Origin of the sequence: Saccharopolyspora sp. 7B (assembly GCF_020177435.1) — a bacterium.
Lineage (GTDB): Bacteria > Actinomycetota > Actinomycetes > Mycobacteriales > Pseudonocardiaceae > Saccharopolyspora_C > Saccharopolyspora_C gregorii.
Genome location: NZ_JAIUKC010000046.1, coordinates 1 through 22621, shown reverse-complemented (window position 1 = coordinate 22621; position 22621 = coordinate 1). Strand labels below are relative to the sequence as shown.

Here is a 22621-nt window from a genome sequence, read left to right as displayed (position 1 = left end):
TGCGCACTCGGTGTCCTCGCAGGTCATTACGGTCGGATGACGTGGGTCACTCCTTGATTCTCTCGTCAGGCGGAATTTTCGCGGTACCGTTTCGGGACCGTCCGACACCTGTCCAGGAGGTAGCCGGCATGTTTCGCAAGGTCCTCGTCGCCAACCGTGGCGAAATCGCGATCCGAGCCTTCCGCGCGGGCTACGAGCTCGGCGCGGGCACCGTCGCGGTGTTCCCGCACGAAGACCGCAACTCGCTGCACCGCTTGAAAGCCGACGAGTCCTACGAGATCGGCGAACCGGGCCACCCGGTGCGCGCCTACCTCTCGGTGGAGGAGGTCATCAAGGCGGCGCAGACCGCGGGCGCCGACGCCATCTACCCCGGTTACGGGTTCCTCTCCGAGAACCCGGACCTGGCGAAGGCCTGCCACGACGCGGGCATCACGTTCGTCGGGCCGAGCCACGAGATCCTCGAAATGGCCGGGAACAAGGCCACCGCAGTGGCCGCGGCCCGCGAAGCGGGCGTACCCGTGCTCGACTCCTCCGCGCCGTCGGCGGACATCGACGAGCTCATGTCGGTGGGGGAGACGATCCCGTTCCCCGTGTTCGTGAAGGCCGTCGCGGGCGGTGGCGGCCGCGGGATGCGCCGCGTCGCCGAGCTCGGCGGGCTCCGCGAAGCCCTGGAAGCCGCGATGCGGGAAGCCGAATCCGCCTTCGGCGACCCCACGGTGTTCCTGGAGCAGGCCGTGGTGAACCCGCGGCACATCGAGGTGCAGATCCTCGCCGACGCGACCGGCGAAGTGATCCACCTGTTCGAGCGGGACTGCTCGGTGCAGCGGCGGCACCAGAAGGTCATCGAGATCGCGCCCGCCCCCAACCTCGACCCCGAGCTCCGCGAACGCATCTGCGCCGACGCCGTCGCCTTCGCCCGCAAGATCGGGTACGTGAACGCGGGCACCGTCGAGTTCCTCGTCGACGAGCAGGGCAGGCACGTGTTCATCGAGATGAACCCGCGCATCCAGGTCGAGCACACCGTCACCGAAGAGGTCACCGACGCCGACCTCGTGCAGTCCCAGATCCGCATCGCCGCGGGCGAGACGCTGGCCGACCTGGGCATGACGCAGGACTCGGTCCGGTTGCGCGGCGCCGCGCTGCAGTGCCGGATCACCACCGAGGACCCCACCAACGGATTCCGGCCGGACACCGGCATGATCAGCGCCTACCGCTCGCCGGGCGGCGCGGGCATCCGGCTCGACGGCGGCACCGCGTTCGCGGGCACCAGCATCAGCCCGCACTTCGACTCGATGCTGGTGAAGCTGTCCTGCCGCGGCCGGGACTTCGGGACCGCGGTGGCCCGCGCCCGGCGCGCCCTCGCCGAGTTCCGGATCCGCGGCGTGGCCACGAACATCCCGTTCCTGCAGGCGGTCCTGGAGGACGACGACTTCGCGGGCGGCCGGGTCACCACCTCCTTCATCGAGGAGCGCCCGCACCTGCTGACCGCGCGGCACTCCGCCGACCGCGGGACCCGGCTGCTGAACTACCTGGCCGACGTGACGGTGAACCAGCCGAACGGGCCGCGCCCCACCGCCGCGGACCCGGTGCTCAAGCTGCCCGAGGCCGACCTGAGCGCCCCGCCGCGGGACGGTTCCAAGCAGCGGCTCACCGAACTCGGCCCGGAGGGCTTCGCCCGCTGGCTGCGGGAGTCCGACGCCGTCGGCGTCACCGACACCACCTTCCGCGACGCCCACCAGTCGCTGCTGGCGACCCGGGTGCGCAGCAAGGACCTGCTGGCCGTCGCGCCGCACGTGGCGCGGATGACGCCGGAGCTGCTGTCCCTGGAGTGCTGGGGCGGCGCCACCTACGACGTGGCGCTGCGGTTCCTCGCCGAGGACCCGTGGGAGCGGTTGGCGAAGCTGCGCGAAGCGGTGCCGAACATCTGCCTGCAGATGCTGCTGCGCGGGCGCAACACCGTCGGGTACACGCCCTACCCGACCGAGGTGACCGAGCACTTCGTGCAGGAGGCCACCGACACCGGCATCGACATCTTCCGCATCTTCGACGCGCTCAACGACGTCGAGCAGATGCGCCCCGCCATCCAGGCCGTCCGGGACACCGGCAGGTCCGTCGCCGAGGTGGCGCTCTGCTACACCGGTGATCTGCTGGACCCGGCGGAGGAGGTCTACACGCTGGACTACTACCTGCGGCTGGCCGAGCGGATCGTGGAGGCCGGGGCGCACGTGCTGGCCATCAAGGACATGGCCGGGCTGCTGCGCGCGCCCGCCGCCGCCGAGCTCGTCACCGCGCTGCGCCGCGAGTTCGACCTGCCGGTGCACCTGCACACCCACGACACGCCGGGCGGGCAGCTGGCCACCTACCTGTCGGCCGTGCAGTCCGGGGTGGACGCGGTCGACGGGGCCGTGGCCTCGCTGGCGGGCACCACCTCGCAGCCCGCGCTGTCCTCGGTCGTCGCGGCGACCGACCACACGGACCGGGCCACCGGGCTGGACCTGCGCTCGGTGTGCGACCTGGAGCCGTACTGGGAGTCGGTGCGCAAGATCTACCAGCCGTTCGAGGCGGGCCTGGCCGCGCCCACCGGCCGCGTGTACCGGCACGAGATCCCCGGCGGGCAGCTGTCGAACCTGCGCACCCAGGCCGTCGCGCTCGGCCTCGGCGACAAGTTCGAGGAGATCGAGGCCATGTACGAGGCCGCCGACCTCATCCTCGGCAGGCTCGTGAAGGTCACCCCGTCCTCGAAGGTCGTCGGCGACCTGGCGCTGCACCTGGTCGGTGCGGGCGTCGACCCCGCCGACTTCGAGGCGGAGCCGCGCAAGTTCGACATCCCGGACTCCGTCATCGGCTTCCTGCAGGGCGAACTGGGCGAGCCGCCCGCGGGCTGGCCGGAGCCGTTCCGCACCCGGGCGCTGGAAGGGCGCACCGGTGGCCGGAAGCTCGCCGAGCTCACCGCGGAGGACCGGACCGGGCTGGCGGACGACCGCCGCGGCACGCTCAACCGGCTGCTGTTCGCCAAGCCCACCAAGGAGTTCACCGAGCACCGCGAGGCCTACGGGGACACCTCGCTGCTGCGCAGCAAGGACTTCTTCTACGGGCTGCGGCCCGGCGAGGAGTACTCCGTCGACCTCGACCCGGGCGTGCGGCTGCTCATCGGGCTCGAAGCGATCAGCGAGGCCGACGAGCGCGGCATCCGCACCGTGATGGCGATCCTCAACGGCCAGCTGCGGCCCATCCAGGTGCGGGACCGCTCGGTGGCCACCGACCTGCCGGTGGCGGAGAAGGCCGACCGCGGTAATCCCGGCCACGTGCCCGCCCCGTTCGCCGGTGTGGTCACGCTCGCCGTCGCCGAAGGCGATGAGGTCTCCGCCGGGCAGACCATCGCGACGATCGAGGCGATGAAGATGGAGGCCGCGATCACCGCGCCGCAGGCCGGCCAGGTCAAGCGGCTCGCCATCGGCCGGGTGCAGCAGGTGGAGGGCGGCGACCTGATCGCCGAGATCGGGTAGTCCGGCACGACCTCCGGTGGCTCGGGTGCGATCGCACCCGCCCCACCGGTGCGTTCGGGGTGCCGGGTTCGGGCCGCTGCGGTCGGCGTGACGCGGTCGCGGCGTCGTGCGCTGCGGGATCGGGCGGGTACCGTGACCGCACCGCACCGCACCGCGCGTCGCGGCCGGTTCCGGGACCGCGGGCCGGGTGCAGAGCAGCACCCGGGCACGAGCGACGGAGGAACCGTGCGGGAGCTGCCCAGGGGCGCCGACATCAGCAAGGCCAGCGCGGCCCGGATCTACGACTACGGCCTCGGCGGGTCGCACAACTTCGAGGTCGACCGCAAGGTCCTCGACGCGATCAAGGAGATCTTCCCCGCCACGCCGCAGCCCGCCCTCGACAACCGCGCGTTCCTGGCCCGCGCCGTGCGGTACTGCCTGCGGGCCGGGATCCGGCAGTTCCTCGACCTCGGCTCCGGGATGCCGACCGTCGGCAACGTGCACGAGATCGCGCAGCAGGGCGATCCGGAGGCGCGCGTGGTCTACGTGGACCTCGACCCGGTGGCCGTCGCCGCCAGCCGCGCGCTGCTCGCCGAGGACCCGCGCACCACGGTGCTGCACGCCGACATGCGCGAACCGGAGACGATCCTCGGCCACCCGGAGGCGTTGCGGCTGCTGGACCTCGCGGAACCGGTGGCGGTGCTGATGGTCGCGATGACGCACTACCTCACCGACGAGGACGATCCGGCGAGCGCGCTGGCCGCCTACCGGAAGGCGATGCGGCCCGGCTCGTTCCTGGTGTTCTCGCACCTGACCGCGGACGACCACCCGGAGGTGCACCGCACCGCGGAGACGTTCAACGCCGGCGGCTCGGAGCGGCTGGTGCTGCGCTCCAAGGAGGAGATCACCGCGCTGCTGGCGGACTTCGAGTTCGTCGAGCCGGGCCTGGTCCACCCCGCGAACTGGCACCCGGACGGCCCGCTCGCCCCGGACCACGTCCCCTCCGAAGCCGCCTGCTACGCGGCCGTCGCCACCCCGCGGCGCTGACGGGGCCACCCCGCGTGATCGGAAGTCCTTGTGCGACAAGGACAACACGTCCCCGACGTCCGAAATATCCCTTGCCGCTCGGGAGTTCCGGGGCCGATGTGGTGAAAGTGGTGGTGTGGAAGCGCATTCCGGTGACCGCGGTGTGTTCGAACCCCTGTGCCTGTGGCACGGTGGTGTGAACTGCGGAAGCAGGAAGGGACGTGAAGCCCATGCGCAACGTGAACAAGCGCCTCGGTCGGACGGCCACCGTGGCCGCCCTGGTCGCCGGGGCGGCCCTCACCGGCACCGCCGCCTACGCGGACGCCGGGGACGTGACGCCCTGCCAGGCGACGGCGAAGGCCTGCGTGGACCTGTCGTCGAAGCAGGCGTGGCTGCAGGAGAACGGCCAGGGCTTCTACGGGCCGGTGCCGCTGACCTCCGGGAAGGCCGGATCGGAGACCCCCGTCGGGACCTTCCGGGTGCAGTGGAAGGACGCCGACCACCGCAGCGGCGAGTTCGACAACGCGCCGATGCCGAACTCGGTGTTCTTCACCACGACCGGGGTCGCCTTCCACGAGGGCAGCCTCGAACAGGAGTCGAACGGGTGCGTGCACCTGTCCACCACGGCGGCCAAGAAGTTCTTCGACACCCTCAACCCCGGTGACGAGGTCCAGGTCGTGCAGTGATCCAGCAGCACGAGCAGGGGCGGCATCCGCGCGGGTGCCGCCCCGCTTCGCGTCCGGAGGCCCGCACGGGCGCCGTCCCCGGCGGTGCGAAGATGGGCCGGTGACTCGGATCGTGGCGGGGAGTGCGGGCGGCAGGCGGATCGACGTGCCACCGCGCGGGACCCGGCCCACCTCGGACCGGGTCCGCGAGGCCGTGTTCAGCGCGCTCGAAGCCGCCGTGGACCTCGACGGGGCGCGGGTGCTGGACCTCTACGGCGGTTCCGGGGCGCTCGGGTTCGAAGCGCTCTCCCGCGGCGCCGCGCACGCCACGTTCGTCGAAGCGGACCGCCGCGCCGCGCAGATCATCCGGCGCAACGCCGCGGCCCTCGGCTTCCGGCAGGTCGTCGTCGAGCAGGCCAAGGCGGAGACCGCGCTGGCCACCCCGCCCGGCGAGCCCTACGACGTGGTGCTGGCCGACCCGCCCTACGACCTCGACCCGGCCCGGCTGGCCCAGGTGCTGGCCGCGCTGGCCACCGGGGGCTGGACCGCGCCCGGCGGGCTCGTCGTGCTGGAGCAGTCCACCCGCAGCGGCGATCCGGCCTGGCCGGCCCCGCTGGTCGCCGACCGCACCCGCCGCTACGGCGACACCGCGGTGCACTGGGCCTTCCTGGAGGACGAGCGGGCCTTCCCGGCGGACGAGCAGAGCTTTCCGGAGGACGAGCGGGCTTTCCCGGCGGATCGCGGGTCCCAGTAGGACGGCCGGACGGTCCCGGAAGCCGGGCAGCAGCCCGGATCGGGCACGTCCGATCGAGCGGTGACCCGTGCCACGTCCGGCCTGAGCGGGCCGCGGCCCGGTGCTAACGTCCGGCCTCATGAGACGTGCCGTGTGTCCTGGCTCCTACGACCCGGCCACCAACGGCCATCTCGACATCATCGAGCGGTCCGCGGGCCTGTTCGACGAGGTGGTCGTCGCGGTCTTGGTGAACAAGAGCAAGCGCAGCCTGTTCACCGTGGAGGAGCGGCTGGACATGCTCCGCGAGGTCACCGAGCCGTGGCCGAACGTGCGGATCGACTCCTGGCACGGCCTGCTGGTGGACTACTGCCGGGAGAACGAGATCTCGGCGATCGTCAAGGGCCTGCGCGCGGTCAGCGACTTCGACTACGAGCTGCAGATGGCGCAGATGAACCAACGGCTGTCCGGGGTGGAGACCCTGTTCATGTCGACGAACCCGCTCTACAGCTTCCTGGCCAGCTCGCTGGTCAAGGAGGTCGCGACCTACGGCGGCGACGTGGCGAGCCTGGTCCCGCCGAAGATCGAGCAGCGGCTGGTGGACCGCGTCGCCGAGCGCAACGCCGAGCACTCCTGACGCTCACCCGGTGAGGTCGAGCTTCATCCCCACGTGGCTGCGCTCGAAGCCCAGCCGCTCGTAGAACCGGTGCGCCCGCTCCCGCGAGTTGCTGCTGGTGAGCTGCAGGATCCGGGCGCCCCGCCCGCGCGCCTGCGCCACCGCCCAGCGCACCATCTCCCCGCCGAGCCCGTTCCCGCGCTCGTCCGCCCGCACCCGCACCGCCTCCAGCTGGGCCCGGGTCGCGCCCGCGTGCGAGAGACCCGGGATGAACGTGAGCTGCAGCGTGCCCACGATCTCGCCGTCCCGGTCGGCGACGGCGAGCAGCTGGTTCGGGTCGGCCTCGATCGCCGCGAACGCCGCCGCGTACGCCGGATCGCCGGGCTTCTCCCGCAGCCGCCCCAGCGGATCGTCGGCGAGCAGGTCCACGATCGCGGACAGGTCGGCTTCGGCGGCGCTGCGGAGAACGGGAGATGTCATGATCCGACCGTAGGACCACGTGCGGGTGAACTGTGCGTCCACCCGGCTTCGTGTTCACGACAAGCCACCAGCTGATCATGGCCGCGGGTTAGCGTCCGGGCATGAAGATCTCGTCGAAAGCCATGAACGTCCTGCTGGCCGGTGTGCTCGCCGTCGCGGGCCTGTTCGGCGTCTCGGTGACCGCGCTGTCCGCCGACCCGGTCGGCCCCCAGACCCACCACGTCGCCGCGGCCGAGTGCGGCGACACCTCCGGGTTCGACGCGGTGAAGCTCTCCGCGCTGCCCGCCGAGGCCGCCGAGACCGTCGACCTGATCAAGGCCGGTGGCCCGTACCCGTACCCGCAGGACGGCGGCACGTTCAGCAACCGCGAGGGCATCCTCCCGGACTGCGCGAGCGGCTACTACAAGGAGTACACCGTCGAGACCCCCGGCAGCGACGACCGCGGTGCGCGCCGGTTCGTCGTCGGGGAGAACGGTGAGTTCTTCTACACCGACGACCACTACGAGAGCTTCTCCATCACCGACATCAACGGCTGACCTCCCGGCCGCCGCGCGGGCCGCTCGTCCTCCGGGGCGGGCGGCCCGTTCGCGTCCGGGCGGCGTGAAACGGGACACGCGCGGCGAGGTTCCCCACTTCGGGCGAGCCTCGGCGGCACACTGGTGATCGGCCGACCCGTGATCCCCGGGGCCGGGGTCTGGTGTCATGCTTGCCGCTCCGGGCGGCTACGACGGCAGGGAGATCGAGGTGTACCGGGTTTTCGAGGCGTTGGACGAGCTCGTCACGATCGTGGAGGAGGCGCGCGGGGTACCGATGACCTCGGGCTGCGTCGTTCCCCGCGGCGACGTGCTGGAGCTGCTCGACGACGTGCGGGACGCGCTCCCGCAGGAGCTCGACGACGCCCAGGACGTGCTCGACCACCGCGACGACGTGGTGTCCAAGGCGGAGGCGCAGTCCGGGAAGGCGATAGGGGACGCCAGGTCCGAAGCGGACCGCACCCTGTCCTCCGCGCGCGCCGAGGCCGAGCAGCTCGTCGCCGACGCCCAGGAGCAGGCCGACCAGCTCATCGCCGACGCCCGCGCCCACGCCGAGGAGTCGGTGACCGCGGGCCGCCGCGAGTACGAGGACTACGTGGGCCGCGCCCAGTCCGAGGCCGACCGCATGGTGCAGGCCGGCCGGGCCGCCTACGACCAGTCCGTGCACGAAGGCCGCTCCGAGCAGGCCCGGCTGGTCGCCGACACCGAGGTCGCGCAGGCCGCGCACGCCGAGGCCAGGCGCATCACCGAAGCCGCCCAGGAGGACGCGGAGCGGCTGCGCAGCGAGTGCGACGCCTACGTGGACGCGCGGCTCGCCGACTTCGAGGACCTGCTCAGCCGCACGCTGCGCACCGTGGGCAAGGGCCGCCAGCAGCTGCGCAGCCCGGTCGGCGTCCCGTTCGACTACGAGGAGACCCGGCACGGCGCGCCCGCCTACGAGGAGAACTGACCCGGCGGATCCACCGGTCCGCGCGTGCGACCGGGGTGATTCCGGGTGGTCGCGGCCGTGGCGTACCCTGAACGCGATGGCCGTGCGAGGTCCGTCCGGATGTGCTCCGGTCGCTTGGCCGGTTCCACTCGACGCTCGTCGATCCCGCATTCCGGAGCCTCCCGCTCCGCGGGCGCGGGCCGTGGACCCGGGTCCGGCGCCCGGTACCGGCCGGAGCTCCGCGCGCTGAGCGGTTCCGGCCGCTCGTGCCATCGCGGAACCGCACCTGGCCCGGCAGCACCGACCAGACGCGGTCGTTCAGCCGTCGGCTGGCACCTTGACCCGCCCCTTCGCTTCGACGAGATTCGTGATGTCCCAGAACCGTGATGCAGCAAGTGCCGCCCCGCAGGTCGGCCCGTGGGTGATCGACACCCGCGAGCTCGGCCACCGCGCGGGCAGCAGCCGCAGCTTCAGCCGCAGCGCCCCCGCGCCCGCCGGTTTCGGCCTGGACATGATCGGGGTGCCGGAAGGCGACCCCGTCCAGCTCGACGTGCTGGCGGAGTCGGTGGTGGAAGGGGTGCTGATCTCGGGCACCGCCACGGCGGAGTTCACCGGTGAGTGCGCGCGTTGCCTCGACCAGTTCTCCGAGGAGATCGAGATCGAGCTGCGCGAGCTGTACGCCTACCCGGACAGCACCACCGAGGCGACCACCGACGAGGACGAGGTCAGCCGCGTCGTCGACGAGCTGATCGACCTGGAGCCCGCGGTGCGGGACGCGATGCTGCTGACGATGCCCACGTCCCCGGTGTGCAGCGAGGACTGCGAAGGTCTGTGCACCGGGTGCGGGGTGAAGTGGGCCGAACTCGGCTCCGATCACACCCATGAGACGATGGACCCTCGCTGGGCCGCGCTGCGTGAGCGGTTCGGCGGGAACGAAGAGGAGAACTAGTCGTGGCCGTCCCCAAGCGCAAGATGTCCCGCTCCAACACCCGGCACCGCCGGTCCCAGTGGAAGGCCACCGCGCCGACCCTGGTGCAGTGCTCGAACCGGGCCTGCCGGGAGCAGAAGCTGCCGCACGTCGTCTGCCCGGCCTGCGGCCAGTACGACGGCCGCCAGGTCGTCCAGCCCGCCTGACGCGCGCGGATCGCGGAGTGGGGGGAAAGCAGTCCCGGAACCGCGTTGCGGACCGGGCCCCGTTGCTGTCAGCGCTCGGCGTCGAACTCGACGCCGAGCTGCTCACGCTCGCCCTGACGCACCGCTCCTACGCGTACGAGAACGGTGGTCTGCCGCCGAACGAGCGGCTCGAGTTCCTCGGCGACTCCGTGCTGGGCTTGGTGATCACCGACCGGCTGTACCGGGAGCACCCGGACCTGCCGGAAGGGCAGCTGGCGAAGTTGCGCGCGAGCTTGGTGAACATGCACGCGCTGGCCGGCGTGGCCCGGACCCTCGGTGAGGGCGGGCTCGGCAGGTACCTGCTGCTCGGCCGCGGTGAGGAGCTCACCGGCGGTCGGGACAAGGCGAGCATCCTGGCGGACAGCCTGGAAGCGGTGCTCGGCGCGGTGTACCTGGAGAACGGCATCGAGGTCGCCAGGGACCTGATCTACCGCCTGTTCGGCTCGTTGCTGACCGAGGCGCCGCAGCGCGGTGCCGGGTTGGACTGGAAGACGAGCCTGCAGGAGCTCACCGCGGCCACCGGCCGGGGCGTACCGGAGTACCGGGTGCAGGAACGCGGCCCTGATCACCGCAAGGAGTTCAGCGCGTTCGTGTCCGTGGCGGGCGACACCCTCGGCGAGGGTGACGGCCGGACCAAGAAGGAAGCCGAGCAGAAGGCCGCCGAGGCGGCGTGGCGCTCGTTGTCCGAGCGGGAGCAGAACGCTCAGGACGAGGCCGACCAGTCCGGGGAGGGAACCGGCGGGACGGACGAGTCCGCCGCGAGCGCCCCCGGCGGTTCGGCCCGCGACGGCGATCCGGCGTGATCGTCCTGCGTTAGAGCGAGTGCACTGCCGGTCGAGCGGTGGAACCTCCGGCGGCTCCGGCCGCCGCGGGATCCTCTGCTCGACCGGCTTTTTTCGCGCGCGCCGCGGCGCGCGCGCCGACGTTCCGCCGCCGTCGCGCGGCGTTCCCCGGTGGTGCCGAAAGGTGGGCGCGTGCCCGAGTTGCCCGAGGTCGAGGTGGTGCGGCGCGGCGTCGCCGAGCACGTGACCGGACGGACCGTGTCCGCGGTGGACGTCCTGCACCCGCGCGCGGTGCGCAGGCACGTCCCCGGGCCGGAGGACTTCGCCGCCCGGCTGGCCGGGCGCACCGTCCACGGCGTGCGGCGGCGGGGCAAGTACCTGTGGCTGGTGCTGGACGAGGACGCGGCACCGCAGGCCACCGAGTTCGTCGGCACCGCGGACGCGCCCGGCGAGGCCCTGCTGACCCACCTGGGGATGAGCGGGCAGCTGCTGGTGCAACCGGTGGGGACCGCGGACGAGAAGCACCTGCGGGTGCGGTTCGCGTTCGCCGACGGCGGTCCCGAGCTGCGGTTCGTGGACCAGCGCACGTTCGGCGGCCTGGCCCTGGCCGACCAGGTGGAGGTCGGCGGCGTGCTGCTGCCGACGCCGGTGGCGCACATCGCGCCGGACCCGCTGGAGGAGGCGTTCGACGTCGACGCGGTGGTGGCGAAGCTGCGGTCGCGGCGCACCGGGGTGAAGCGGGCGCTGCTGGACCAGAGCCTGATCTCCGGCGTCGGCAACATCTACGCGGACGAGGCGCTGTGGCGGGCGAAGCTGCACTGGGCGCGGCCCACCGCCACGCTGACCCGCCCGGAGGTCCGGGCGCTGCTCGCGGCCGTCACCGAGGTGATGGGGGAGGCGCTGCAGGTGGGCGGGACCTCCTTCGACGCGTTGTACGTCAACGTCAACGGCGAGTCCGGCTACTTCGACCGGTCGCTCGCCGTGTACGGCCAGGCGGAGCGGCCCTGCCCGCGGTGCGGGGCGGTGGTGCGGCGGGACGCGTTCATGAACCGGTCGTCCTACAGCTGCCCGGTGTGCCAACCGGAACCCCGCAACGCGCACCGGTGACGCGGGCGGGCCCCCCGGCTGCTGCGATGAACCGAGGGGCCCTGGACCAGTGCCACGCTCGAGCGGTGTCTCCTGACCCGGGCGTCGGCTACCCGTGCCCGCGCCGTGCGAATCACGCCGGTCGGGCTAGCGGGCGCCGGGGATCTCGCCGGTGGTGGTGACCTGCTCGGCGACGTCCCGGAGCTTGACGTTGCCGTGCTGCGAACTGGTCCGCAGCACGTCGAAGGCCTGGTCCTCGGAGATCTTGTAGCGCTCCATGACGATGCCGATCGCCTCCCCGATGAGCTGCCGGGTGGCGACCGCGGCGTGCAGCTGGGAGTCGACGCGGGCCGAGGAGAAGGCGACCGCGGCGTGCGAGGCCATGATCCAGCCGATCAGCTCGGAGTGTTCGGTGAAGGCGGCGGGCCGCGACGAGTAGAGGTTCAGCGCGCCGAGCTCGTCCTCCTCGGTGTAGAGCAGGAAGCCCATCATGCTGCCGATGCCCAGGTCGCGGGCCTTCGCCGCGTAGCGCGGCCAGTGCGGGGTGCTGGTCATGTCGCTGATGCGATACGCCTGCTCGCGGTGTTGCGCGGCGTCCAGGCACGGGCCTTCGCCGAGGTCGACCTGGATCTGATCGGAACGGGTGACCAGCTCGTGGGTGACCGACAGGGTCTCGGCCCGCCGCCCGCGTCCCGCGCCGTGCAGGGTCAGGATCCCGGCGTGCTCGCAGCCGTCGACCAGCCGCACCGCGTGCTCGCAGATGCGGTCCAAGGTGAGCTGCACGCTGCGCTGCGAGAGCAGGTCCCGCGGCATGGTCGCCAACGCGATCGCCAGCTCCTCGGAGCCGTTGGACACGGTCACCTCCCGGTCGGTGGGCGATTTCCCCGGTCGGTACCCGTTCTGGAAGCCGCTGACACCCGCGCGGGAATGCCGCGGGCGGGGTGGGCGTTGTGCGGGGTGGTTGAGCAGCAGCCTCCGGACCCCGCACCGGCGACGTCGTCGCCTCGTCCGAGGGAGCTGCTCATGGCCCTGCACGAACGTTCACAGCTCACCGGCCCCAGCGCCGCGGAGCTCGGTTCCCTCGGCGCGTTCGACCCGCCTTCGGCGGGGGCGTGCGGCGTCTGCGGGCACCACACCTTGACCGCGCACCCGGGCGCGGGGCTCCGTTCCGACGCGGGTGACCGGATGGTGTGCCGGGTCTGCGGTGCGCACCGGGTCGGCTGAGGTGGTCGATGCGGAGCAGCACGGTGCCGTGGGCGGGGACGTCGGCGGTGAGCGGGCCGGTGGTGCCGTCGTTCAGGTTCCGGGCGAGGCGCGCTCCGGCGGGGAGGCCCAGTTCGGCGGGGCCCGTGGTGATGCGGGCCGGGGTGTCGGCCTGGTTGTGGAGGGCGATGGCGGTGCCGTCGAGCAGCGGCTTCACCCACACCTGGTGGTCGCCGCCGCGAACCCGGTGCGCGGCCGCGCCCAGCGGGTCCTGGTCCACGGCGAGCAGTTCGGGATCGGTGAGCAGCGCGCGGTCCGCCTCGGACATCGTGCGGGGATCGTTGCCCGCGATGAGCGGGGCGGCGAACATGGCCCACATGCTCAGGTGGGTGCGCTCCTCGTCGGGGGTGAGCCCGGCGTAGCCGTTCACGCCGTGCACGCCGACCTCCAGCATGTCCGGGTCGTTCCAGCAGCCCGGGCGCACCCGATCTGCCAGTCCACTGTGGACGTCGATGATGTTGCGCACGCCCATCGGATGTTCGTTGCGGTGCCCGGAATCCCACACCGGCTGGATGTCCTCGGTGGTGCGCGCCAGGTGCGCGACCCCGCACCAGTCCTCCGATTCCCCCGGCTCGCCGGGGAAGTTGCTGTTCGGGTTGGTGCTGTAGACGATCGGCCTGCCGGTGGCGGCGAGCGCGTCGCGCATCGCGGTGAACGCGACGCGCACGTTGCGGGTGGAACCGCCGCCGGAGCACCAGTCGTACTTGAGGTAGTCAACGCCCCAGGACGCGAAGGTCCGGGCGTCCTGCACCTCCCGGTCGCCGCTGCCGGTCGCACCCGGGTAGGCGCCGGTGCGCTGCGCGCAGGTCCGCACGTTCGGCGACGCGTAGATCCCGAACAGCAGGCCCTGCGCGTGCAGGTGTTCGCCGAGCGCCGCCATGCCGCTGGGAAAGCGGGTGCGGTCGGCCCGCAGGTTCCCGGCGGCGTCGCGGTCCGGCTCGTACCAGCAGTCGTCCACCACGACGTAGCGGTAGCCCGCGTCGCGCATCCCCGACGCCACCATCGCGTCCGCGACACCGCGGATCTTCGCCTCGTCGATGTCGCAGCCGAAGGTGTTCCAGCTGTTCCAGCCCATCGGCGGGGTGGCCGCGGGGGGGCCCCGGGGGGGGGGCCCCCCCGCGGGGGGGCCGGGGGGGGGGCGGGGGGCCCCCCCCCCGGCCCCCCCCCCCCCGGCGGGCCCCGGGGGGCCCCCCCCCCCCCCGGCCCCCCCGCGCCCCCCCCCGCCCCCGCCCGCCGCCCCCCCCCCCCCCCGCGCGGGGGGGGGGGGGGGGGGGCCCCCCCCCCCCCCCCCCCCCCCCGCGGCGGTGTCCCGGGGCGGGGCGCTGGTGCCCGCCAGCGCGAGCACGACCAGCAGGGCGAGCGCGATGCTCGGCACCCGGCGAGCGGTTCCCCTCGGCATCAGTGCCGGTTCGCGCAGTCGTAGAGCCGGGTCGGGGCGTCCTCCCCGCCGGTACCGGTCGTCGGCCCGGAGCCGGTCGTCGCGGCCGTGCCGCCGTACTCGGCCGGGTCGACGGCGGTGCAGTGCTCGGCGACCCAGGCCATCGACTCGTCGACGACGCGGGTGTCGACCTCCTCGCCCGTGCTCCGCACCCCGGAGCTGCCGTTGGTCCACACGTAGCGCAACTCGCCTTCCTCGACGTAGGTCCGCAGCCGGTCGACGGTAGGGGCCGGGTCGTTGCCGTTGTAGCCGCCGACGGCCATCACCGGCTCGCCGGTGTCCAGGATGATCGGCGCGGCCACCATGGCACCGACGACGGCGACCAGCCAGGTCTCGTCCCGGTGGTGGTCGGTGAGGTAGCGGACCACCTCGTCGCTGACCTCGGTGCTCTGGCCGCCGGGGCCGCCGCGGCGGCCGTCGCCGCCCGTCCGGGAGCCCTGGCCGTCGCCGTTCCGGCCGTCCGGGACCTGCCCGCCCGAACCGGGGCCGTCCGCGTTCGGATCGTTCCCGTTCGGGGCGGCCGAGTCCCGGCCGCCGGAGTCCTGCCCGTCGGCGCTCGGCGCGCCCGGGCTCCGCCCGTCGGCCCCGGGTCCACCACGACCGTCCGGGCCGGGACCGCCTTGACCGCGCCCCGGGCCGCCACCGCCCGGGCCGCCCTGCGCGGAGGGCCCGGCGGACGGGAACGTCGCCTGGATCGGCGTGCTCAGCGCGGTCAGCGCGTAGGCCGTCGGCCCGGACAGCACCGCGACCAGCCCGGCCAGCAAGGCCGCCAGCGCGAGCTTCGCCCGCATCCGCCGCTGCCGGGGGACGGCGAGCAGCGCTACCAGCGCCAGCACCGACACCGTGGTGAGCACCGCGATCAGCGGCGGCAGCCAGCCGATCCAGTCGGGGTCCAGCACCGCGCACGCCCACGCCCCGGTCGCCGCGATCGACAGCGGCAGCAGCGCGCCCCACCCGGCCGAGACCCGGAACAGCCGCACCATGCACACCACGCCGATGCCGGCCACGGCCGCGAGCGGTGCCGCGAGCGCCACCGAGTAGTACGGGTGCCAGATGCCGGAGGCGAAGGTGAACACCGCCGCGGTCACCAGCAGGGTTCCCAGCCACAGCAGGAGATCCGCGCGCTGCGCGTCCCGCGCGGGCCGCCGCCGCAGGTGCACCAGCGCGGCGATCGCACCGCACAGCGCCAGCGGGAACAGCCAGGAGATCTGCCCGGCCACCTGGTCGCTGATCAGCCGGGTGAGCCCCTCGTCGCCGCCCCCGGGACCGCCCATCCCGCCGGGGCCGCCACCGCCGGGCGGCATCCCGCCCGGCATCCCGCCGCCACCGCCGCCGCCGGTCATCCCGGGCGACATGATGTGGTTCTGCCCGAGCACCCGCCCGAGCCCGTTGTAGCCGAGCAGCAGGTCCAGCACCGTGTTGTCCGTGCTGCCGCCGACGTAGGGCCGCGAGGCGGCGGGCACCGCGTCCACCGCGACCAGCCACGAGGCGCTCACCCCGGCCAGCACCAGCCCGGCGACGCCGAGGTTCAGCAGCTTCCGCGGCCACCGCGGCCGGGCCGCCACCAGGTACACCACCGCGATCACCGGGACGACGAAGTACGCCTGCAGCATCTTGACGTTGAACGCGAGGCCGATCGCCACCGCGCTCCACACCAGCGGCGAGAGCTTCCCGGAGCGGATCGCGTTGGACGCGCCCCAGATCGCGAGCGCGGTCAGCAGCACCAGCAGCCCGTCCGGGTTGTTGTGCCGCGCCATCGCCACCGCGATCGGCGTCACCGCCAGCACCAGCGCCGCCAGCAGGCCCGCGGCGTGCCCGAAGGAACGCCGCACCAGGTGGTGCACCACGGCCACGGTGAGCACGGCGAACACGGCCTGCGGCACCAGCAGGCTCCACGTGTTGAAGCCGAACGCCCGCGCCGACAGCGCCTGCACCCACAGCGCCAGCGGCGGCTTGTCCACGGTGATGAACGAGGCCGCGTCCAGCGAGCCGTAGAAGAACGCCTTCCAGCTCTGCGTCATGCCCAGCACCGTCGCCGAGTAGTACGTGTTCGCCCACTCGTTGATCGACAGCGCCCAGGTGTCGAGCACCGCCGCGACCGCGAGCACCGCGATCAGCGCCGGCCGCGCCCACACCGGGTCCGTCCTCCTGCCCAGCACCCACCGGGCCGCCCGGGACCGTTCCTGCTCCACCGCGTCACTCCTCCGCTCGCCGTCGGCCCCGACGGTGGACGGCGAAGCTGGGAATCGGCTGGACGTCCGCCGCGCACTCCTCGACCGGTCCGGCGGCCGTTCGTGCAGCACCCGCCGCTCCGGGCCGGGAGCGGGCGCGCGCGGCGGTCGCGGATTCCCAGCGAACTCCCACCTCGTACCGAGGCCCTGGACAACCCGGCGGTGCTTCATGGAACCCGGGTCGCCAGTGCTGCCGGCCGTGATGTCAGGAGCGGGAGAACGTGGAAAGGGATGAACGTGATGCCGCAAGGAAGTGTCGAGACCGCGCGCCGGGGGGCGATGGCGCGCGAGACGGCGACGGTCGATCTGGTGATCCCGGTCTACAACGAGGAGCGTTCGCTGCCCGGGTGCCTGCACGTGCTCCGGGACCACCTCGAGCACGACTTCCCGTTCAACTGGACGATCACGGTCGTCGACAACGCCAGCACCGACGGGACGCTGCGCGTCGCCCACGAGCTGGCCGAGTCGATGCCCAACGTGCGGGTGCTGCACCTGGACCGCAAGGGCCGGGGACTGGCGCTGCGCACCGCGTGGGGCTACAGCGACGCGGACGTGGTGGTCTACATGGACGTGGACCTCTCCACCGGGTTGGACGGGCTGCTGCCGCTGGTGGCGCCGCTGGTCAACGGGCATTCGGACCTGGCCATCGGGTCCCGGCTGGCGCCGGGCTCGCGCACCATCCGCGGGGCGAAGCGGGAGCTGATCTCGCGGGCCTACAACAAGGTGATCCGCTGGACGCACGGCGCGCGGTTCTCCGACGCGCAGTGCGGGTTCAAGGCGGCGCGCACCGACGTGATCCGGCCGCTGCTGCGCAAGGTCGAGGACGATTCCTGGTTCTTCGACACCGAACTGCTGCTGCTGGCCGAGCACAACGGGCTGCGGGTGCACGAGGTGCCGGTGGACTGGGTCGAGGACGTCGACACCCGCGTCAACGTCACCAAGACCGCCACCGACGACCTCGCCGGGCTGCTGCGGGTGGCGCGGGCGAAGCTGACCGGTGCCGCCACCGTCGAGGGCCTGCCGCGGCGACCGGAACCGCGCGCCGCGCACCCGCAGGCGGTGCTCGCGGAGCGGGAGAACGGCCTGCTGTGGCAGCTGTTCTCCTTCGGCATCATCGGCATCTTGTCCACAGTGGCCACGTCGGTGCTGTACGCGCTGCTGCGGTCGTGGTGGCCGCCGCTGGTGGCGAACCTGGTGGCGCTGACCGTGACGACCCTGTGGAACACCGAGGCGAACCGCCGGTTCACCTTCGTCGGGCGGGCCGCGTCGTCCGGGCGGGTGCACGTGCAGGGGCTGGTGGTGTTCGCCCTGTACTACGTGGTGACCTCCGGCGCGCTGCTGGCGCTCGACGCCGCGGTTCCGGACGCCTCCCGCTGGCTGGAGGTGCTGGTGCTGATCGCCTCCTCGGTCGTCGGCACCGCGCTGCGCTTCGTACTGCTGCGGTCCTGGGTGTTCCGCCCGAGGACGCCGCAGCCCACTCCCGTTCCCTCCTCCGAAAAGGAAGCAGCATGACCACGGTCGCACTCGGCGCACCCGCAGCGGACGCCGTCGACGCACCCCGGCGGAGGCGGTGGCAGCCGTTCGCGCTCGGCGCGATCTGCCTGCTCGCCGCGGTCCTCTACGCGTGGGGGATCGGCTCGTCCTGGGGCAACACGTACTACTCGGCGGCGGTCAAGTCGATGTCGCAGAGCTTCGAGAACTTCCTGTTCGGGTCGTTCGACCCGGCCGGGGTGGTCACCGTGGACAAGCCGCCGATGGCGCTGTGGGTCCAGGTGGTGTCCGCGAAGATCTTCGGCTTCAGCCGGTTCGCGGTGCTGTTCCCGCAGGTCGTGATGGGCGTCGCCGGGGTGTTCCTGCTGCACCGCGTGGTGCGCCGGTGGGCGGGGGAGCACGCCGCGCTGCTGGCGGCGCTGGTCATGGCGCTGACGCCGATCACGGTGGCGATCAACCGGGACAACAACCCGGACACGCTGCTGGTGCTGCTGGTGCTGGGCGCCGCCTACGCGCTGACCCGGGCCGTCTCGGCGGAGCGCGCCTCCCGCGCGACCTGGTGGCTGGTGGGTGCGGCGGCGCTGGTCGGCTGCGGGTTCCTGACGAAGATGTTGCAGGCGTGGATGCTGCTGCCGGTGTTCATCGCGGTGTACCTGGTGGGTCGGCGGGCGCCCTGGGGGCGCAAGGCGCTGGACCTGGTGGCGGCCGCGGTGACCGTGCTGGTCACCTCGTTCTGGTGGGTGGCGGCGACGGTGCTGTGGCCGTCGCCGAAGCCCTACATCGGGGGCAGCGAGGACGGCTCCGCGCTGGACCTGATCTTCGGCTACAACGGGTTCGGCCGGATCTTCGGCGGCGAGGGCAACGGCGGAGGCGGGGGCTCCTCCTCCGGCGGTGGTCCTGGCGGTGGCGGGCCCGGTGGCGGCGGTGGTTTCTCCGGTGAGTCCGGGCTGCTGCGGTTCGCGAACGAGCAGCTCGCCGGGCAGATCAGCTGGCTGTTCCCGCTGTGCGCGCTGGTGCTGATTTCCGTCGTGGTGGGGGCGGTGCTGCGGCGCCGCGCCGGGGAGCCGGGCGACCGCTTCGAGGCCGCGGGCTGGGTGCTGTGGGGCGGCTGGCTGGTGTTCATCTGGCTGATGTTCAGCTTCGCCCAGGGCACGATGCACCCGTACTACACGACGATGCTGGCGCCCGCGGTCGGCGCGGTGGCCGGGGCCGGGCTGGTCCGGTTCTGGAAGTCGTACCGGTCGGGCGCGGGCAAGGGGTGGCTGCTGCTGCCGCTGGGCGTGGTGCTCACCGTGGCGTGGGCGGCGGTGCTGGTGTTCCGCAACGCCGACTGGAACGGCTGGGCCGGGTACCTGGCCATCGGGCTGGGCGTGCTCGCGGTGCTCGCGCTGCTGCTCGGCCGCGGCAGGGGCGCCGTGGGCACGGTGGCGCTGACGTTGTCGCTGGCCGCGGTGCTGGCGGTGCCGAGCGTGTGGTCGGCGGCGACGGCGTTCGCGTCGGACGGCGGAGGCGGCATGGGCGGGGCGAACCCGACGGCCGGTCCGTCCACCGGCATGGGCGGTCCGGGCGGCGGCGGTCCCGGTGGTGGTGGTCCTGGTGGCATGCCGGGGCGCGACGGGCAGGACTCCCGGGGGCAGGACGGGCCGGACCAGAACGCCCAGGGCTCGCAGGACCGGAACTCGCGGCCCGGCGGCGGGCAGTCCCGCGGCGGCCCCGGCGGCATGAGCGACGAGTCCCTCACCGACGAGCAGGAGTCGCTGCTGGCGTACGTGACCGCGCAGGCCGGTGACCGGGAGATCCCGCTCGCCGTCGAGGGCGGGGCGCACGGCGCGGGCTCCTACATCATCAACAGCGATGTCCGGGTGATCGGCATGGGCGGGTTCACCGGCAGCGACGACGCCCCGTCGGTGGTGCAGCTGGCCTCCTGGCAGGAGGCCGGGCAGCTCGGTTTCGTGCAGCTCGGCGGCATGGGCGGCCCCGGTGGCGGTGGTCCGGGCGGCACGTCCGGGCAGCGGTCCCAGGACGGCCAGAACCAGGACGATCAGGCCCAGGACGGCCAGGACGGCCGCTCGCAGGGCGGCGGGATGCCCGGCGGCCAGGGCGGTGCCGCCACCGAGCGCCAGGAGTGGGTGGAGCAGCACTGCACCCTGGTGGACGCCGCCACCTACGGGGGCACCGGCTCCGAGCAGGACGGCCAGTCCTCCGGCGGTCTCTACGACTGCCGGGGCTGAGCCCCTGCCGCCGGGCCCGCGCGCAGGCCCGGTGGCGGAGCCGGCCGGGGCGCCCCGGGTCGCGTTCGACGACGAGCGCGCCCCGGGGCGTCCTGGCACGCAGGCCGTTCCCAGCATCCGTTCAGCGAGTCCCCAGCCGAGTGAGAGATCCTTGCCCCGTGGTTGATGCGAAGGCGCCGTCGGCGCGCGTACTGGTCGTCGATGACGAGCCGAACATCCTGGAACTGCTCACCGCCGCCCTGCGGCTGAGCGGTTTCGAGGTGCGCGGCGCCGCCAGCGGAGCCGAGGCGTTGCGCGCCGCGAGCGATTTCCGCCCGCACATCGTGGTGCTGGACGTGATGCTGCCGGACCAGGACGGCTTCACGGTGGCGCGGCGGCTGCGCGAGGGCGGGGACGCGGTGCCGGTGCTGTTCCTGACGGCGCGGGACGCGGTGGAGGACCGGATCGCGGGGCTCACCGCGGGCGGCGACGACTACGTGACGAAGCCGTTCAGCCTGGACGAGGTGGTGCTGCGGTTGCGCGCGATCCTGCGCCGCGCCCAGCCGGAGCAGGTCGCCGAACCGGATTCGCGGCTGCGCTACCAGGACCTGGAGCTGGACGAGGAGACCTACGAGGTGCGGCGAGCCGGGCAGCTGGTGAACCTGTCTCCGACGGAGTTCAAGCTGCTGCGCTACCTGCTGATCAACGCGGAGAAGGTGGTCAGCAAGGGCCAGATCCTGGACCGGGTGTGGAACTACGAGTTCGGCGGGGACAGCCGCATCGTCGAGTCCTACATCAGCTACCTGCGCCGCAAGGTCGACTTCACCCGGCCTGCGCTGATCCACACGATCCGCGGCGTCGGCTACGTGCTGCGCATCCCGCCGGAGGAGCGTCCCCGATGCTGACCCGGATGCGGCGGTTCACCCGCACCTTGCGCGGCAGGTTGCTGCTGCTGCTGATCGGCGCGACGGTGACCGGCCTGGTGGCGATGGGCTTCGCCAGCCAGCTGCTGCTGCGGGATTCGCTGCTGGACAAGCTGGACGGGCGGCTGCACGAGATGGCGCGCCCGTGGCTGGACGACCGGCCGCGCCCGATGCCCGGCGAGGGACCGGAGGACCACGGCTCGGGGCCGCGGCTGCCCACCGAGTTCCGGGCGCTGCTGTTCGACGAGGAAGGCCGGTTGTGGTCGGTGGCCGGTCCGACGGAGACCGATCCGCGGCAGCCGATGATCCGCCGGCCGGGTCCGGTCGGCGAGATCATCACGGTGCCGGACCGCTCCGGCGGCTCGGATTGGCGGGTGCTCACCGAGAGCCGGCCGAACGGGGAGAAGGTGGCGCTGGCGCTGTCCACCGGCGACGTCAACCAGACCTTGCAGTGGCTGACCATCATCGAGCTGGTGGTGGGCGGGATCGTGGTGGTGCTGCTGGCGGCGGCGTCGATGGTGACGGTGCGGCTGGGGTTGCGGCCGCTGACCCGCATCGAGCACACCGCGCACGCCATCGCCACCGGCGACCTGGAACGCCGCGTCGCCGACCAGGACCCGAGCACGGAGACGGGCAGGCTGGGCGCGGCGCTGAACACGATGCTGGGCAGGCTGGTGGCCGCGCTGCAGCAGCGGGAGCAGTCCGAGCACCGGTTGCGCCGGTTCGTCGCGGACGCCTCGCACGAGCTGCGCACCCCGCTGACCTCCATCCGCGGTTTCGCCGAGCTGTACCGGCGCAGCGAGTCGCCGGGGGAGCAGGACGTGCGGATGATGATGTCCCGCATCGAGAGCGAAGCGGTGCGGATGGGCGCGCTGGTGGAGGACCTGCTGCTGCTGGCCCGCCTGGACCGGGAACGCACGATCGACCTGGTGGACCTGGACCTGGTGCCGCTGGCCACCGACATCGCGGGCGACGCGCGGGTGCGGGACCCGAGTCGCGAGATCGAGCTGGTGGTACCGGAGCGCGCGGTGCGGGTGCTGGGGGACGGCCCGCGGTTGCGGCAGGTGCTGACGAACCTGATGACGAACGCGCTGGTGCACACGACGCCGGGCACGCCGGTGCGGGTGGAGGTGGCGCACGGTTCGGCGCGCGACGGGGTGTTCGCGGCGGGAGCCGAGGTGCGGCCGGGCACCGCGATGGGCGTGGTGTCGATCAGCGATGCCGGGCCGGGGATCCCGCCGGAGCACGCGCAGCGGATCTTCGACCGGTTCTACCGGGTGGACGACGGGCGCGAGCGCTCGGAGGGCGGCACCGGCCTGGGCCTGGCGATCACCGCGGCGATCGCGGAGGCGCACAACGGCCGGGTGGAGCTGGCCACGAGCCCGTCCGGTTCGACCTTCCGCCTGCTGATCCCGTTGAGCTGACGCGCGAACGCCCCCACCGGCACCCGAACCGGTGGGGGCGTTCACCAGGGGTGGGGGGGGGGGGCCCCCCGCCCGGGGGGGGGGGGGCGGGGGCCCCCGCCCCCCCCCCGCCGCCGGCCGCCGGGTGGGTGGGGGGT

The 22621-nt window shown here is 73.2% G+C and carries 19 protein-coding genes; 15 read left to right on the top strand and 4 right to left on the bottom strand.

Annotated features, from left to right (window positions below):
- Positions 1 to 128 precede the first annotated feature (128 nt).
- The 5 genes from LCD33_RS08815 to coaD all read left to right on the top strand — a co-directional run bounded on the left by LCD33_RS08815 (position 129) and on the right by coaD (position 6543).
- Complete coding sequence (locus LCD33_RS08815; RefSeq protein WP_224959226.1) at positions 129 to 3506, top strand: pyruvate carboxylase; 3378 nt, start codon at positions 129 to 131, stop codon at positions 3504 to 3506.
- A gap of 225 nt (positions 3507 to 3731) precedes the next feature.
- Complete coding sequence (locus LCD33_RS08810; protein WP_224959219.1) at positions 3732 to 4532, top strand: SAM-dependent methyltransferase; 801 nt, start codon at positions 3732 to 3734, stop codon at positions 4530 to 4532.
- Positions 4533 to 4741: 209 nt separating this feature from the next.
- Positions 4742 to 5197, top strand: coding sequence for a L,D-transpeptidase (locus LCD33_RS08805; protein ID WP_224959224.1), 456 nt, complete (start codon positions 4742 to 4744; stop codon positions 5195 to 5197).
- A 100-nt stretch (positions 5198 to 5297) separates the two neighbouring features.
- Entirely contained in the window at positions 5298 to 5930 is a 633-nt protein-coding gene (rsmD, locus tag LCD33_RS08800; RefSeq protein WP_224959217.1) for a 16S rRNA (guanine(966)-N(2))-methyltransferase RsmD, read from the top strand.
- 118 nt (positions 5931 to 6048) lie between these two features.
- The gene (coaD, locus tag LCD33_RS08795; RefSeq protein ID WP_224959216.1) at positions 6049 to 6543 is read left to right on the top strand and encodes a pantetheine-phosphate adenylyltransferase; all 495 of its coding nucleotides are present in this window, start codon (positions 6049 to 6051) and stop codon (positions 6541 to 6543) included.
- A gap of 3 nt (positions 6544 to 6546) precedes the next feature.
- Here coaD and LCD33_RS08790 read toward each other — a convergent pair whose 3' ends face one another.
- Positions 6547 to 7002 (bottom strand): GNAT family N-acetyltransferase, encoded by a 456-nt coding sequence (locus LCD33_RS08790; protein ID WP_224959214.1) that lies wholly within the window; start codon positions 7000 to 7002, stop codon positions 6547 to 6549.
- A 101-nt stretch (positions 7003 to 7103) separates the two neighbouring features.
- Between LCD33_RS08790 and LCD33_RS08785 the strand changes: the two genes are divergently transcribed.
- From LCD33_RS08785 to mutM, 6 genes are all read left to right on the top strand, one after another.
- Positions 7104 to 7538 carry a ribonuclease domain-containing protein gene (locus tag LCD33_RS08785; protein WP_224959212.1) on the top strand — a complete coding sequence of 145 codons (435 nt, stop codon included), beginning with the start codon at positions 7104 to 7106 and terminating at the stop codon, positions 7536 to 7538.
- Between the two features lie 208 nt (positions 7539 to 7746).
- Positions 7747 to 8484, top strand: a complete 738-nt coding sequence (locus LCD33_RS08780) for a DivIVA domain-containing protein (protein ID WP_224959223.1) — start codon at positions 7747 to 7749, stop codon at positions 8482 to 8484.
- Between the two features lie 349 nt (positions 8485 to 8833).
- On the top strand, positions 8834 to 9412 hold the full coding sequence (locus LCD33_RS08775; RefSeq protein ID WP_224959210.1) for a DUF177 domain-containing protein: 579 nt from the start codon (positions 8834 to 8836) through the stop codon (positions 9410 to 9412).
- A gap of 2 nt (positions 9413 to 9414) precedes the next feature.
- Positions 9415 to 9597 (top strand): 50S ribosomal protein L32, encoded by a 183-nt coding sequence (rpmF, locus tag LCD33_RS08770; RefSeq protein WP_184481814.1) that lies wholly within the window; start codon positions 9415 to 9417, stop codon positions 9595 to 9597.
- 17 nt (positions 9598 to 9614) lie between these two features.
- Positions 9615 to 10439 (top strand): ribonuclease III, encoded by an 825-nt coding sequence (rnc, locus tag LCD33_RS08765; RefSeq protein ID WP_374108020.1) that lies wholly within the window; start codon positions 9615 to 9617, stop codon positions 10437 to 10439.
- A gap of 171 nt (positions 10440 to 10610) precedes the next feature.
- Positions 10611 to 11525 carry a bifunctional DNA-formamidopyrimidine glycosylase/DNA-(apurinic or apyrimidinic site) lyase gene (gene mutM, locus LCD33_RS08760; RefSeq protein WP_224967105.1) on the top strand — a complete coding sequence of 305 codons (915 nt, stop codon included), beginning with the start codon at positions 10611 to 10613 and terminating at the stop codon, positions 11523 to 11525.
- 126 nt (positions 11526 to 11651) lie between these two features.
- On the opposite strand, the gene LCD33_RS08755 is transcribed toward mutM, so the two are convergent.
- From LCD33_RS08755 to LCD33_RS08745, 3 genes are all read right to left on the bottom strand, one after another.
- Positions 11652 to 12359 carry a GAF and ANTAR domain-containing protein gene (locus LCD33_RS08755; protein ID WP_224977711.1) on the bottom strand — a complete coding sequence of 236 codons (708 nt, stop codon included), beginning with the start codon at positions 12357 to 12359 and terminating at the stop codon, positions 11652 to 11654.
- Between the two features lie 193 nt (positions 12360 to 12552).
- Entirely contained in the window at positions 12553 to 13842 is a 1290-nt protein-coding gene (locus tag LCD33_RS08750; RefSeq protein ID WP_224977710.1) for a glycoside hydrolase family 27 protein, read from the bottom strand.
- 323 nt (positions 13843 to 14165) lie between these two features.
- Complete coding sequence (locus tag LCD33_RS08745; protein ID WP_224977709.1) at positions 14166 to 16397, bottom strand: glycosyltransferase family 39 protein; 2232 nt, start codon at positions 16395 to 16397, stop codon at positions 14166 to 14168.
- 279 nt (positions 16398 to 16676) lie between these two features.
- Here LCD33_RS08745 and LCD33_RS08740 point away from each other — a divergent pair, with 279 nt between their 5' ends.
- The 4 genes from LCD33_RS08740 to LCD33_RS08720 all read left to right on the top strand — a co-directional run bounded on the left by LCD33_RS08740 (position 16677) and on the right by LCD33_RS08720 (position 22484).
- The gene (locus LCD33_RS08740) at positions 16677 to 17948 is read left to right on the top strand and encodes a glycosyltransferase (protein ID WP_374108021.1); all 1272 of its coding nucleotides are present in this window, start codon (positions 16677 to 16679) and stop codon (positions 17946 to 17948) included.
- Positions 17945 to 20158: a glycosyltransferase family 39 protein gene (locus tag LCD33_RS29190; RefSeq protein WP_304612889.1), complete on the top strand. Its 2214-nt coding sequence runs from the start codon at positions 17945 to 17947 to the stop codon at positions 20156 to 20158. The genes LCD33_RS08740 and LCD33_RS29190 overlap by 4 nt, the downstream gene beginning before the upstream one ends.
- A 158-nt stretch (positions 20159 to 20316) precedes the next feature.
- Positions 20317 to 21042, top strand: coding sequence for a response regulator transcription factor (locus LCD33_RS08725; RefSeq protein ID WP_224958743.1), 726 nt, complete (start codon positions 20317 to 20319; stop codon positions 21040 to 21042).
- Positions 21036 to 22484, top strand: a complete 1449-nt coding sequence (locus LCD33_RS08720) for a cell wall metabolism sensor histidine kinase WalK (protein ID WP_224977708.1) — start codon at positions 21036 to 21038, stop codon at positions 22482 to 22484. The genes LCD33_RS08725 and LCD33_RS08720 overlap by 7 nt, the downstream gene beginning before the upstream one ends.
- Positions 22485 to 22621 lie beyond the last annotated feature (137 nt).